Origin of the sequence: Ruegeria jejuensis (assembly GCF_041537905.1) — a bacterium.
In the GTDB taxonomy this organism is placed as follows: Bacteria; Pseudomonadota; Alphaproteobacteria; order Rhodobacterales; family Rhodobacteraceae; genus Ruegeria_C.
Genome location: NZ_JBGRUO010000021.1, coordinates 60,909 through 73,862 on the forward strand (window position 1 = coordinate 60,909; position 12,954 = coordinate 73,862).

The window sequence follows — 12,954 nt, forward strand, 5'->3', positions numbered from 1 at the left end:
TCAGCGCGCGGGGATGGCGATATTGTCGATCAGGCGCACACCTTCGATGAAGGCCGCCGCAAAGAGCCTTGCATCGGAGCTGGCGGTGTCGAGCGGGGCGAGCGCGTCGATGTCGCGCAATTCCAGATATTCAACCGGGTCAAAGCCCGCCTGTTCCAGCCGCTGCACCGCGTCAGCCTGCAATGTCGCGAACGTCGCGCCGTCCGAAAGCGCCTGCGCCACCTCGCGCATCACCCGGTGCAACGCTGCCGCCTGACGCATCCCCGCCTCGCTCAGCCGCCGGTTTCGTGACGACATGGCCAGCCCGGAAGCCTCGCGCACCGTCTCACATCCCACAACCTCGATGGGGATGTTGAGATCGGCGGCCATGCGGCGCACGACCAGAAGCTGCTGATAATCTTTCTCGCCAAAATAGGCCCGATCGGCCTGGGTCTTGAGGAACAGCTTGGCAACCACCGTGGCGACGCCGTCGAAATGGCCGGGCCGGTTTGGCCCTTCCATCATGTCGGTCAGCCCGTCGACGCTGATGGTTGTGGCAAAGCCTGAGGGATAGACCTCGTCCGGGTTGGGCGCGTAGATCAGATCGACGCCCAGCGGCGACAGCTTGCCTGCGTCCTCTTCCTCGACGCGGGGATAGCTGGTCAGGTCGCCGGGATTGTTGAACTGCATCGGGTTCACAAAGATCGTGACGACCGTCCGATCACATTGCGCCCTGGCTGCCTCGACCAGAGACAGATGCCCCTCATGCAGGGCGCCCATCGTCGGCACCACACCCACGCTTTGGCCTGCAGACCGCCACTGCGCCGTTTCGGCGCGCAGATCATTTAACCGGCGCAGGATGCGGGTCATGTCTTGGCAGCCTTTTGCGGGGCCTGATCCGCAAATACATGTTCGGCCGCCGGGAAGGTGCGGGCACGCACCTCGGCCGCGTATTCGGCAATGGCCGCCTCGGCCAGAGGGCCAAGCTCGGCGTATCGTTTGACGAATTTCGGTTTGAAGGCGGTGAAGAAGCCCAGCATGTCATCCACCACCAGAATTTGGCCGTCACAGCCCGCCGACGCGCCAATGCCGATGGTGGGGATGGCGATCTCGGCGGTGATCCGGTCCGCCAAAGTCTGAGGTACCTTTTCCAGCACCACCGAAAACGCGCCAGCCTCCGCGACCGCGCGAGCATCCGTCAGCACGGCATCGGCCTGTTCCTCGCGACCCTGCACCTTGTAGCCGCCCAGCGTGTTCACCGATTGCGGTGTCAGCCCGATATGCGCCATCACCGGAATGCCGCGCCGCACCAGAAAGCGGATGGTTTCAGCCATCTCGACCCCGCCTTCCAGCTTGACCGCACCCGCGCCGGTCTCGGCCATCAGGCGGGCGGCATTGCGAAACGCCTGCGCCGGGTCTTCTTCATACGATCCGAACGGCATGTCGATCACCATCATCGACCGGCTGAGCCCGCGCGCCACGGCCTGACCATGCAGGATCATCATCTCCATCGTCACACCCAGCGTCGAGGGCAGCCCGTGCAGGACCATCCCCACGCTGTCCCCCACCAGCACAAAGTCGCAATGACCGTCCATCATCTGCGCCATCGGCGTGGTGTAGGCGGTCAGGCTGACCAGCGGATCACCGCCTTTCCGGCGCAGAATGTCATCGGCGTTCGGGGCTGTCTTGCGGGCTGTGGCGCTCATGAGCTTGCTTTCGACGAACTGCGGTTCCGGCGGAGATACCAACTGTCACGGGCCAGATGAAGACCGGTTGCGCCAACATATACTTGAATGACCTAAGGTTTCCGACCAGAGTTGGCCAAAGGCCGGGCCACGGCCAAAGGAATTTCTGGGAGGATACTATGGGGATTTTCGATTCGCGGTCTGTGAAACTGGCGGGTGCATTGGTCGCCGGCCTTTGGTGGACGACGGCCCATGCCCAGACTGACATCACCATCGCCATGCAGCTGGAACCACCGCATCTGGACCCGACAAGCGCCGCGGCGCAGGCTATCGACTCGGTCGTCTATACCAATGTCTTCGAAGGGCTGACCCGCTTCATGGGCGATGGGTCCATCGTGCCGGGTCTGGCCGAAAGCTGGGAAATCTCTGACGACGGCAAGACCTATACCTTCAAGCTGCGCGAGGGCGTGAGTTTCCATGACGGCGCGCCGATGAGAGCCGAGGACGTGAAGTTCAGCCTGGACCGCGCCCGTGCCGAAGACAGCGCAAATGCGCAGAAAGCACTGTTTGACGGAATCGAAGAGGTCACCGTGCTTGACCCGCTGAGCGTTCAGGTGACCCTGGCCGAGCCCAACGGCAACCTGCTGTTCAATCTGGCCTGGGGCGATGCGGTGATCGTGTCCGAGGCCAGCATCGCCGATATCAAGACCAACCCGGTCGGTACCGGCGCCTACAAATTCGCGGAGTGGGTGCAGGGCGACCGGATCGACCTGACCCGCAACGATGCCTATTGGGGCGACGCCCCGGCGCTGGAAAGCGCGACGTTCAAGTTCATCTCGGACCCCACCGCCGCCTTTGCCGCCGTGATGGCCGAGGATGTGGACGTGTTCGACAATTTCCCCGCGCCGGAAAACCTGCCGCAATTCGAGGCGGATCCGCGCTTTCAGGTGCTGATCGGCTCGACCGAGGGCGAAACGATCCTGAGCACCAACAACAAACAGCCGCCCTTTGACGATATCCGCGTGCGCCAGGCCGTCGCCCATGCCATCGACCGGCAAGCGATCATCGATGGCGCGATGTTCGGCTATGGCACGCCCATCGGTACGCATTTTGCACCGCACCACCCCGCCTATGTCGATCTGACGGGCAACTCGGCCCATGATCCCGACAAGGCGCGCGCGCTGCTGGCCGAGGCAGGGATGGCCGACGGGTTCGAGACCACCCTGCATCTGCCGCCCCCGTCTTATGCACGGCGCGGCGGCGAGATCATCGCGGCGCAACTGGCCGAGGTCGGCATCACCGCCGAGATCATCAATGTGGAATGGGCGCAATGGCTGGAATCGGTCTTCAAGGGCAAGGATTTCGGCCTGACCATTGTCAGCCATACCGAACCGATGGATATCGGCATCTATGCAAGGCCCGACTATTACTTCCAGTATGACAATCCTGACTTCCAGTCCCTGATGGAAACGCTCAACACAACCACCGATCCCGGTGAGCGGGATGCGTTGATGAAACAGGCGCAGCAGATCATCGCCGAGGACTATGTCAACGGATACCTGTTCCAATTGGCCAAACTGGGCGTCGCAAAGGCCGGGGTTCAGGGCCTGTGGCTGAACGCCCCCACCGCTGCCATCGATCTGACCGGCGTGTCCTGGTCGGAATGAACAGACGGGCGGCACCTCGCTGAGCTGCCGCCCGATTTTGCCAGCATGATATTCAAGAGATGAATTTGCGCCGCTTTTTCCTGACAGCCTTTCTGACAACCATGCTGATGCTGCTGGGGCTCACCGGGCATGTTATGGCGCAGGGGTTGCTGCAAAACGACCACGGGACGCCGTTGGGCACGCCGGGTCAGCCGCTGGATGTGGGGATTGGCATCCATATCGACCAGATCACCTTCGTCGACCAGAAATCCGAAAACTACGGCGCCGTGGCAACCTTGCGGTTTCGCTGGAAAGACCCCGCGCTGGCTTATGAGCTTGCCGAGTACGAACGCGAAGTCCGCGTGTTCAAGACCGAGGCCTTTCTGGAATACGCGACGGAAAACGCCGCGATCGTCCCGGCCTTCGTGATCGAGAACCAGCAATCGAACCGCTGGATTCATCAATCGGTCATCGCCGTGACCAGCGAAGGCGAGGCCAACTACTTCGAAAAATCCTCGCTGACCCTGCAGGCCCCCTATTTCGACTTCCGCAAATACCCGTTCGACACGCAGCGCTTCTATTACGAGGTGGTTTCCGTCTTCCCCTCGCGCGCCGTGCGCTATTCGATCCTGGAAGAGGAATCCGGGCTGGGGGATTTGCTGGGCGAAGAGGAATGGATCCTCGAAAACGCCCAGATGCAGAAATCAACCGTGGTGGGTCTTTCGGGGCTGGAAAGCGACAAGGTGGCGCTGGAGTTCACTGGCAGGCGGCATGTGCTCTATTACGCGATCCGGATTTTCCTGCCGATGCTGGTGCTTGTCTCGGTCAGCTGGTCGCTGTTCTTTCTGGACGAATACCGCAAACGCATCGAGATCGCGGGCGCGAACCTGCTGGTTTTCGTGGCCTTCAACTGGGTCATCTCCGACGATCTGCCCAAACTGGGATATCTGACCTTTCTGGATTTCATCCTGCAATGGATGTTCGTGGTCACGGGGGCCGCGATCGTGTTCAACGTGATGCTGCGACGCATGAAGCTGGCCGGGCGCGAGGCGTCTGCGGCCAAGCTGGACAATTACGCGATCAAATGGATCTATCCATTGTCCTACGCCGCGATCATCGGATTTGCAGTCCTGAACTTCCTGGTCACGCCCTAGATGCTGGACCCGCGCCTGACGCGCGCCTAACGTGGCCCCAATGCTGCGCTACACGCTGAAACGCCTTATCTCCTTGTTGCTGAGCCTTGCGGTCGCCTCGCTGGTGATTTTCGCCGTGATCGAAATTGCGCCGGGCGATCCCGCGCAGTTCATGCTGGGCGTAAACGCGCAACCCGACACACTGGCTGCGCTGCGCACCGAACTGGAGCTGGATGCCTCGAAGCCCGAGCGCTACCTCGCCTGGGTTGGCGGTATGCTGCAAGGGGATTTCGGCACCTCCTATACCTATCGCACGCCGGTGGCGGGGATGATCGCCGACCGGCTCTGGGTCTCGCTACCGCTGACGATCTATGCGCTGCTGATCTCGATCCTGCTGGCCTTTCCGGCGGGCATCTACGCCGCCTCGCGACGCGGAAAGATGGGCGATGCCGCAATGATGGGCACCACACAGCTGGGCGTAGCAATCCCGAATTTCTGGTTCGCGATGATGCTAGTGCTGGTGCTTGCGGTGAACCTGCGCTGGTTCAACGCCGGTGGCTTTCCCGGCTGGGACAAAGGTGTCTGGTCCGGGCTGCACGCGCTCACCCTGCCCGCCATCGCGCTGGCACTACCGCAGGCCTCGATTCTGGCGCGGGTCATGCGATCCGCCCTGCTGGACGTGCTGGGCGAGGATTTCATGCGCACCGCCCGTGCCAAGGGGCTGAGCCGGGGGCAGGCGCTCTGGCGGCACGGGCTGCGTAACGCGCTGATCCCGGTGCTGACCATCATCGGGCTGCAGGTCTCGTTCCTGCTGGCGGGCGCAATCATCATCGAGCAGGTATTCTATCTGCCCGGTCTGGGGCGGCTGATCTTCCAGTCGATCAACTCACGCGATCTGATCGTCGTGGAATCGGTGGTGATGCTGCTGGTATTTGTGGTGATCACAGTGAACTTTCTGGTCGATCTGGCCTATGCCATTGTCGACCCACGGCTGAGGACGCGCACATGAGCCGGGGCTTGTGGATTGGGTCGGGCCTGACCGCGATGATGCTGAGCCTCGCGCTGGTGTCGCTGATCTGGACGCCCTACCCCTATGAGCAGTTGGATATCCCCAACAAACTGCTGCCCCCCAGCCTGGTCCATCCGCTGGGCACCGATCATTTCGGCCGCGATATCCTCAGCATGATCATGGTCGGTATCCGCACATCGATGGGCGTGGCCATCGTGGCCGTGGCGATCGGGCTTGTCTTCGGCATCCCACTGGGCCTGTTGGCCAGCCAGCGCAAGGGCGGCTGGATCGATGAGGTGATCATGCGCACCAATGACGTGATCTTCGCCTTCCCGCTGCTGGCCATGGCGATCCTGATCACCGCCGTGTTTGGCCCTTCGGCCACCAATGCCATCATCGCTTTCGGCATCTTCAACATCCCGGTCTTTGCCCGTGTCACGCGGGGCGGTGCGCTCAGCCTGTGGGAGCGGGAGTTCATCTTTGCCGCGCGGGTTGCGGGCAAGTCCCGCCTGCGGATCAGTGCCGAACATATCCTGCCCAACATCCTCGGTATCCTGATCGTGCAGGGCACCATCCAGTTCGCGCTCGGCATTCAAGTCGAGGCGGCGCTGTCTTTTGTCGGGCTGGGCGTGCAGCCGCCGACACCCTCGCTGGGCCGCATGCTGGCCGATGCCCAGACCCTGGTGACCATCGCGCCGCATATCGCCATCTTTCCGGGCCTTGCGATCATCGGGATCGTGGTTGGATTGAACCTGATGGGGGATGGTTTGCGCGACTGGCTCGACCCGCGCATCCGGGTGGTGCGCACATGAGCCTGTTAGAGGTCACCGGCCTGAACCTGTCCATCACGGGCAAATCCATCCTGCGCAATGTCGATCTGTCCGTGGCCAAGGGTGAAATCGTTGCCGTCACCGGCGAAAGCGGCTCGGGCAAGTCGATGACCGCGTTTTCGGTAATGCAACTGCTGCCCGAAGGCGCCGAGATCAGTGGCTCGATCAAATTGGATGGGACCGACCTGACCACCCTGCCCGAATCGCAGCTTTGCGAAATGCGCGGTGCCCGGATCGGGATGGTGTTTCAGGAGCCGATGTCTGCGCTGAACCCGGTCAAGACAATCGGCGATCAGGTGGCCGAAACCATCTTGATCCACGGCACCATGTCCAGGAATCAGGCCCGCGCGCAGGCGCATGAGATGCTCGGCCGCGTCGGTTTGCCGCCGGATCAATTCTCACCCACCCGCTTTCCGCATGAACTGTCGGGCGGCCAGCGCCAGCGCGTGGTGATCGCTATGGCTATCGCCCTGCGCCCCGACATGCTGATCGCGGATGAGCCGACAACCGCGCTGGACGTCACCACCCAGGCGCAGATCCTCGACCTGCTCAAGGGGCTGGTCGCTGAGTTCGATATGGGGCTGTTGATGATCACACATGATCTGGCCGTGGTCTCTGACATGGCGGACCGTATCGTGGTGATGCGGGCGGGCGAAGTGGTGGAAACCGGGCCGACACGCCAGCTTTTTGCCAAGATGCGCCACCCCTATACCCGCATGCTGTTCGAAGCGTCGCGCCACAGCGTCGACCTGCCGGAAAAACACGGCTCCGAACCGCTGCTCTCGGTTCAGAACGTGGCGCGCGCATACCGGCTGCCACGCACGAAGCTGTTCGCGTCAGCAGAACATTACCGCGCGGTTGATGGGGTCAGCTTCACGTTGCGAAAAGGCGAGCGGTTGGGGCTTGTCGGAGAATCCGGTTGCGGAAAATCGACCCTGACACGGGCGATTCTGGGACTTGAACCGGTGCAGGGCGGCCAGATTCTGCTGAACGGTGCACCGGTCTACACGGAACGCGGCGCCGATCTTGCTGTGCGTCGTGGCATGCAGGTGGTGTTTCAAGATCCGTTCGGCAGCTTCAACCCCCGCCACCGCGTCGCGCGGCTGATCACCGAGCCCTATCACTTGCTTGAAAACCCACCCTCAGGCACCGAACGCGCCGACGCGGTGGCTGAGGCCCTGCGCGCCGTTGGCCTGTCACCCGATGATGCGGGCAAATACATCCACGAGTTTTCTGGCGGGCAGCGGCAGCGGATCGCCATCGCTCGCGCCCTGATCATCAAACCCGATCTGATCCTGTTCGACGAGGCGGTGTCGGCGCTGGATGTCTCGGTCCGGGCGCGCATCCTCGATCTGGTGGCTGAACTGTGTGAGAGCCATGATCTGAGCTATCTCTTCATCAGCCACGACCTGAGCGTCGTGCGCACGATCACTGACCGGGTTCTGGTAATGCGCGCGGGCCGGATCGTGGAGGAAGGCGAAACAGAACAGGTCTTCTCGCATCCCAGCCACCCCTATACCCGCGCGCTGATTGCAGCCGCGCCGGTTCTTCCCGATATCGACACCCAGCACAGGAGCCACCCTCATGTCTGATCCGATCTGGTTCGACCCGACACTTTGCCTGATCGGCAAGGACTGGCAGCCCGCGATGGACCGGCAGACGCTGACCCTGACCAACCCGTCCGATGGAAGCGATATCTGCCAAATCGCGCGTGGGAGCGCCGTGGATGTGGACCGCGCGGTCGCCGCTGCACGTACCGCGCTAGGGTCGGAATGGGGGGCGCTGACCGCAGCCGAACGCGGTCGCATTCTGCTGCGGCTGTCCGTTTTGGTCCGCGATAGGGTCGAAGACCTCGCCCGCCTAGAAGCGATGGATGTGGGCAAACCCCTGACACAGGCCCGCGCCGACGCGCTGGCGCTGGCGCGGTATTGCGAGTTTTACGGTGGGGCGGCCGACAAGATGCATGGGGAGACCATTCCCTATCTCGACGGCTATACCGTTTATACCCTGCGCGAACCGCACGGGGTGACCGGGCATATCGTGCCGTGGAACTATCCGATGCAGATCATTGGCCGCTCGATCGGGGCGGCGCTGGCGATGGGCAATGCGACGGTCCTGAAACCGGCCGAAGAGGCCTGCCTGACCGCATTGGCCTTTGCCCATCTGGCGCAGGAGGCCGGGCTGCCCGCAGGCGCGCTGAATGTCGTACCGGGGCTGGGGGCCGAGGCCGGAGCGTCACTGGCCGCGCATGGCGATGTCGATCACATCTCGTTCACCGGGTCAGTCGCGACGGGCGCTTTAGTGCAGCAGGCGGCTGGCGGCAATGTGGTGCCCGTGACGTTGGAACTGGGCGGAAAATCCCCGCAGTTGGTCTTTGACGATGCAGACCTGGACGCCGCGCTGCCGTTTCTGGTCAATGCAGGTATCCAGAATGCGGGCCAGACCTGCTCGGCGGCCTCGCGCATTCTGGTCCAGCGCGGAGTCTATGCAGCGGTGCGCGACCGGATGGCAGCGGCGTATGGTGAGTTGACTGTTGGCCCTGCCTTGTCGGACCCGCGCGTCGGACCGCTGATTTCGGGTCGGCAGAAAGAGATCGTCTCGCGCTATCTTAATCTGGGCTCTGACCTGAATGTGGTTGCGCAAGGTACGGTACTGCCAGATGCGCCGGAGACGGGGCATTATGTCAGACCAACGCTCTTTGCCGATGTCCCCGCCGGACACCAACTGGCGCGCGAAGAGATATTCGGCCCGGTTCAGGTCATCATCCCTTTCGATACTGAAGAAGAGGCTCTGACAATTGCCAATAGTACCGATTATGGGCTGGTTGCGGGCATCTGGGCTCGCGAGGGCGCGCGGCAGATGCGGCTGGCGAAACGGCTGCGATCGGGGCAGGTCTTCATCAACAATTATGGTGCCGGAGGCGGCGTGGAACTGCCCTTTGGCGGTTTCGGAAAATCCGGTCATGGCCGCGAGAAAGGGTTCGAGGCGCTTTATGGGTTTTCACAACTGAAAACCGTGGCAGCCTATCACGGCTGAGGCGGCTCAGACCACCACGTCGATCTTTTCCTGCGCACCGACCTGGAACACCCGCTTGTAGCGCACGATCTCGTCCGCCGGGCCCATCGCCTTTTTTGGGTTGTCCGACAGCTTGACGGTGGGCCGCCCATCGGCTGACACCGCCTTGCAGACCAGCGAGAAGGGCGCCAGCCCGTTATCCGGCACCAGATCGCGGAAATCATTGGTCAGGAGCGTACCCCAACCAAACGAGATCATCGCCTGATCGGAAAATTCCCGATGCAGAGCCGCAATCATGTCCACGTCTAGACCATCGGAAAAGATGATCCGCTTCTCGCGCGGGTCTTCGCCGCGCGCGCGCCACCAGTCGATGGCAATCTGCGCGCCTTTTGCCGGATCGCCGCTATCGACGCGGATGCCCGTCCAGCCCGCCAGCCAGTCCGGCGCGCGATCCAGAAAACCCTTGGTACCATAGGTATCGGGCAGGATGATGCGCAGGTTGCCGTCATGTTCCTCATGCCAGTCGCTCAACACGTCATAAGGGGCCTGCGCCAGCGCCTCGTCGCTTTCGGCCAGCGCGGAATAGACCATTGGCAGCTCATGCGCATTGGTGCCGATGGCCTCAACTTCGCGCCGCATCGCAATCAGGCAGTTCGAAGTGCCGGTAAAGGCAGGGCCAAGCCCCTCGATCATCGCCTGCACGCACCAGTCCTGCCAGAGGAAGGAATGGCGGCGGCGGGTGCCGAAATCGGCGATGCCCAGACCATCGATGGCGCGCAGCTTTTCGATCTTCTCCCAGACGCGGGTCATGGCACGGGCATAGAGTATCTGCAGTTCAAAGCGGCGCATGTCGTTGATCACGGCGCGCGAGCGCAGTTCCATCAGCACAGCAAGCGCGGGAATTTCCCAGAGCATAACCTCATGCCAGAGCCCCTCGAAGGTCAGCTCATACTGATCACCGCGCCGTTCCAGGTGGTAGGGCGGCAGGCGCAGCCCTTCGAACCACTCCATGAAGTCGGGCCGAAACATCTGGCGCTTGCCATAGAAGGTGTTGCCGCGCAGCCATGTACTCTCTCCCCGGCTCAGGCGCAGTGAGCGGATATGGTCGAGCTGTTCGCGCAGCTCGCCCTCGTCAATCAGATCGGCCAGCGGGACCGAGACGGTTCGATTGATCAGCGAGAATCGGACATGCGTATCCGGCCGATTTCGGAAAACCGACTGGCACATCAACAGCTTATAGAAATCCGTATCGATCAGGGATCGGACAATCGGGTCGATCTTCCACTTGTGGTTATAGACGCGCGTTGCGATATCCACGGCATACCTCGGGCTTTCTGCCGGTCATGGATACGGCAGGTTTTCCGCCAAGGCAATTTCAATGAGCCGCGCATCTGGCCGAGGCCGTCGCCCGCGCATAATGAACCAGCCGTTCCATCAGATCGCCGCGCTGGATCGGTTTGCACAGAAAATCATCCATACCGGCGGCATGACAGGCTTCGCGGTCGCTATCGAACGTGTTGGCGGTCAGTGCGATGATCTTGGGTTGCGCGCCATCGCGGGCGCGAATCATCCGTGCCGCCTCCAGCCCGCTCATCACCGGCATGGCAACATCCATCAGGATCAGGTCGGGCGGGTTGCGCTGTACTGCTTCTACCGCCTGCGCGCCGTCATGGGCAAATTCCAGGTTCAGCGGCACATCCTTGAGGAACTTGCTGATCAGCAGGCGGTTGACCTTGTTGTCGTCGGCCACCAGCAATCGCATCCCGTCAAGCTCAAGGCCCGGGCTGGACTCGGCCTTGTCGTCGACCACCTGGGCCTGCGAAGCAAAACCGAAGGGCAGCGTGATGCGAAAGCAGGTACCCTGCCCGAGCACGGAAGTGACCGTAATCGACCCGCCCATCGCCTCGACCAGCTCTTTCGAGATGGTCAGCCCCAGGCCGGTACCGCCATGAGTGCGGTTAATGTCCGCATCCGCCTGTGAAAACCGGTCAAAGACCTGGTCCAGCTTGTCTTCTGCGATCCCGATGCCGGTATCGGCAACCTCGATCGTCACCGTATGGGCATCGCCACGCGGCGCAACCGACAAGGTGACACCGACACAGCCCTCGGCGGTGAATTTCAGGGCATTGCCGACCAGGTTGATGAGGATTTGCCGCAAGCGTCCCTCATCGCCCAGCACCAGCGGCGGCACCGGCGTCCGCGCCCTGAATAAAAGCTGCAGGCCCTTGGCCCGCGCCTGCGGGGTCAGCAATTGCGTGCTTTCGCGCAGACAGCTTAACAGGTCGAAACGCACCGGGCGCAGGACGGTTTTTCGCGCTTCAAGTTTGGACAGGTCCAGAATGTCGTTGATGATGGTCAGAAGCGCTCGCGCCGAGCTGCGGATCGTCAGGGCGTTTTCGCGCTGATCGTCATCCAGTTCGGACTCAAGCAAGACGTCTGCCATGCCGATCACCCCATTGAGCGGCGTGCGCAACTCGTGGCTCATCGTTGCCAGAAATTCAGCCTTGGCACGCGCGCCTCGTTCCGCCGCCTCGCGCGCAGCCGCCATTTCGCTGGCATGGGCGCGTGCCGCAGTCACATCCCGTTCGACCGCGACCCAGACCTCGACCCGTCCGTCAGGGCATTTGACCGGAACCAGATTGATCTCGATCCAGATATGCTGTCCGGATTTGGCGGCATTCAGGATTTCACCCCTGAATTCATTGCCCGATGCGATTGCCGCCTTGAGGCGTCGAAGCGTTTCGGGGTCGGTCTCTGGCGTGTTCATCAGATCACCGGGAAATTGCCCGATCGCCTCCTGCGGGCTATAGCCGGTGATCCGCGTAAAGGCCTCATTGACCCAGGTGATCCGACCCAGCGCATCCGAAAGAACCACACTGTCATTGGCATTTCGGGCAACCAGCGACAATTGCTGCGCCTCTCGCTGCCGCCGCTCAAGCCTCCGACTGTTGCGCAGCAGCTCCAGCGTTGAGGCACGCTGACGTTGGAAATTATGATTCACGAACCCTTGAAAGAGCAGCACCATATATGCCAGCAGAAGGATTCCGCACAGGTTCGGCACCAAGGCGGCAGTGTTGCCCGAATTGGTCAGGAACGCACCGATATTGAGCGCGATCGCGGTTGCACCATAGATACTCAGCCGCACGATCGCGGCGCGCCGGTGATAGGGCATTGTCAGACCGGCATCAATCGCGGCCCCCGTCAGAAACGCCATCGCAAAAAACGGCGACTGCCCGGTGACCGGCCCGGTCCAGCCGACATAGACACAGAACACGATTGTCAGCGCCTGAAACGCAGCGGTCAGCGTCGAGAGTTGCCGCGCCCGTCGATACCTGTGCCCCGCAGCTATCGGCACGCGCAGAGAGCGCAGATAGAGGCAATCGACCGCTTCACCCAGCAGCGCGACCAGGACCCCGATCAGACCCGAGGCGGGCCCGTTGGTCAGCGCCAGGGCAAGACCGCCGGTGATGGTAACAATCTGGCGTGTTCCGAGATTGACAATCCGCCAGCGCGCATAGCGGTGCAGCAGCCCGCGCCGACTGTATTTGCTTTCAAATCCGGTTCGTTGGTCGGCCGACGGCGACCCGGCATTCGACATGATCCAACCCCGGCCAGTTGTTGCGTTATCCTCAACGGAGTGCCCGACAAAGGTTAAGA

Annotated in this window: 10 protein-coding genes; 6 read left to right on the forward strand and 4 right to left on the reverse strand. The window is 62.0% G+C overall.

What is annotated here, in order from left to right:
* Together panC and panB are read right to left on the reverse strand one after the other, a co-directional pair.
* Positions 1-849, reverse strand: coding sequence for a pantoate--beta-alanine ligase (panC, locus tag AB1E34_RS20215; RefSeq protein WP_372574125.1), 849 nt, complete (start codon positions 847-849; stop codon positions 1-3).
* Positions 846-1,685, reverse strand: a complete 840-nt coding sequence (gene panB / locus AB1E34_RS20220; RefSeq protein WP_372574126.1) for a 3-methyl-2-oxobutanoate hydroxymethyltransferase — start codon at positions 1,683-1,685, stop codon at positions 846-848. The genes panC and panB overlap by 4 nt, the downstream gene beginning before the upstream one ends.
* A gap of 158 nt (positions 1,686-1,843) precedes the next feature.
* On the opposite strand from panB, the gene AB1E34_RS20225 reads away from it, so the two are divergent.
* From AB1E34_RS20225 to AB1E34_RS20250, 6 genes are read left to right on the forward strand one after another with little or no spacing between them, the layout of a single operon-like run.
* Positions 1,844-3,331, forward strand: coding sequence for an ABC transporter substrate-binding protein (locus tag AB1E34_RS20225; protein WP_372574127.1), 1,488 nt, complete (start codon positions 1,844-1,846; stop codon positions 3,329-3,331).
* Between the two features lie 59 nt (positions 3,332-3,390).
* On the forward strand, positions 3,391-4,464 hold the full coding sequence (locus AB1E34_RS20230; RefSeq protein WP_372574128.1) for a ligand-gated ion channel: 1,074 nt from the start codon (positions 3,391-3,393) through the stop codon (positions 4,462-4,464).
* A gap of 40 nt (positions 4,465-4,504) precedes the next feature.
* The gene (locus tag AB1E34_RS20235) at positions 4,505-5,452 is read left to right on the forward strand and encodes an ABC transporter permease (RefSeq protein WP_372574129.1); all 948 of its coding nucleotides are present in this window, start codon (positions 4,505-4,507) and stop codon (positions 5,450-5,452) included.
* Positions 5,449-6,264 (forward strand): ABC transporter permease, encoded by an 816-nt coding sequence (locus AB1E34_RS20240; RefSeq protein WP_372574130.1) that lies wholly within the window; start codon positions 5,449-5,451, stop codon positions 6,262-6,264. Before AB1E34_RS20235 ends, AB1E34_RS20240 begins: the two co-directional genes overlap by 4 nt.
* Positions 6,261-7,874 (forward strand): ABC transporter ATP-binding protein, encoded by a 1,614-nt coding sequence (locus AB1E34_RS20245; RefSeq protein ID WP_372574131.1) that lies wholly within the window; start codon positions 6,261-6,263, stop codon positions 7,872-7,874. Before AB1E34_RS20240 ends, AB1E34_RS20245 begins: the two co-directional genes overlap by 4 nt.
* Positions 7,867-9,318 (forward strand): aldehyde dehydrogenase family protein, encoded by a 1,452-nt coding sequence (locus AB1E34_RS20250; protein ID WP_372574132.1) that lies wholly within the window; start codon positions 7,867-7,869, stop codon positions 9,316-9,318. Before AB1E34_RS20245 ends, AB1E34_RS20250 begins: the two co-directional genes overlap by 8 nt.
* A gap of 6 nt (positions 9,319-9,324) precedes the next feature.
* On the opposite strand, the gene pncB is transcribed toward AB1E34_RS20250, so the two are convergent.
* Both pncB and AB1E34_RS20260 read right to left on the reverse strand, forming a co-directional pair.
* On the reverse strand, positions 9,325-10,614 hold the full coding sequence (gene pncB / locus AB1E34_RS20255; RefSeq protein ID WP_372574133.1) for a nicotinate phosphoribosyltransferase: 1,290 nt from the start codon (positions 10,612-10,614) through the stop codon (positions 9,325-9,327).
* 58 nt (positions 10,615-10,672) lie between these two features.
* Positions 10,673-12,895 carry a hybrid sensor histidine kinase/response regulator gene (locus AB1E34_RS20260; protein ID WP_372574134.1) on the reverse strand — a complete coding sequence of 741 codons (2,223 nt, stop codon included), beginning with the start codon at positions 12,893-12,895 and terminating at the stop codon, positions 10,673-10,675.
* Positions 12,896-12,954: the final 59 nt, after the last annotated feature.

Coding starts and splice junctions, on each gene's coding strand:
- panC (WP_372574125.1), bottom strand. CDS start 849: ATGACCCGCATCCTGCGCCGGTTAAATGATCTGCGCGCCGAAACGGCG.
- panB (WP_372574126.1), bottom strand. CDS start 1,685: ATGAGCGCCACAGCCCGCAAGACAGCCCCGAACGCCGATGACATTCTG.
- AB1E34_RS20225 (WP_372574127.1), top strand. CDS start 1,844: ATGGGGATTTTCGATTCGCGGTCTGTGAAACTGGCGGGTGCATTGGTC.
- AB1E34_RS20230 (WP_372574128.1), top strand. CDS start 3,391: ATGAATTTGCGCCGCTTTTTCCTGACAGCCTTTCTGACAACCATGCTG.
- AB1E34_RS20235 (WP_372574129.1), top strand. CDS start 4,505: ATGCTGCGCTACACGCTGAAACGCCTTATCTCCTTGTTGCTGAGCCTT.
- AB1E34_RS20240 (WP_372574130.1), top strand. CDS start 5,449: ATGAGCCGGGGCTTGTGGATTGGGTCGGGCCTGACCGCGATGATGCTG.
- AB1E34_RS20245 (WP_372574131.1), top strand. CDS start 6,261: ATGAGCCTGTTAGAGGTCACCGGCCTGAACCTGTCCATCACGGGCAAA.
- AB1E34_RS20250 (WP_372574132.1), top strand. CDS start 7,867: ATGTCTGATCCGATCTGGTTCGACCCGACACTTTGCCTGATCGGCAAG.
- AB1E34_RS20260 (WP_372574134.1), bottom strand. CDS start 12,895: ATGTCGAATGCCGGGTCGCCGTCGGCCGACCAACGAACCGGATTTGAA.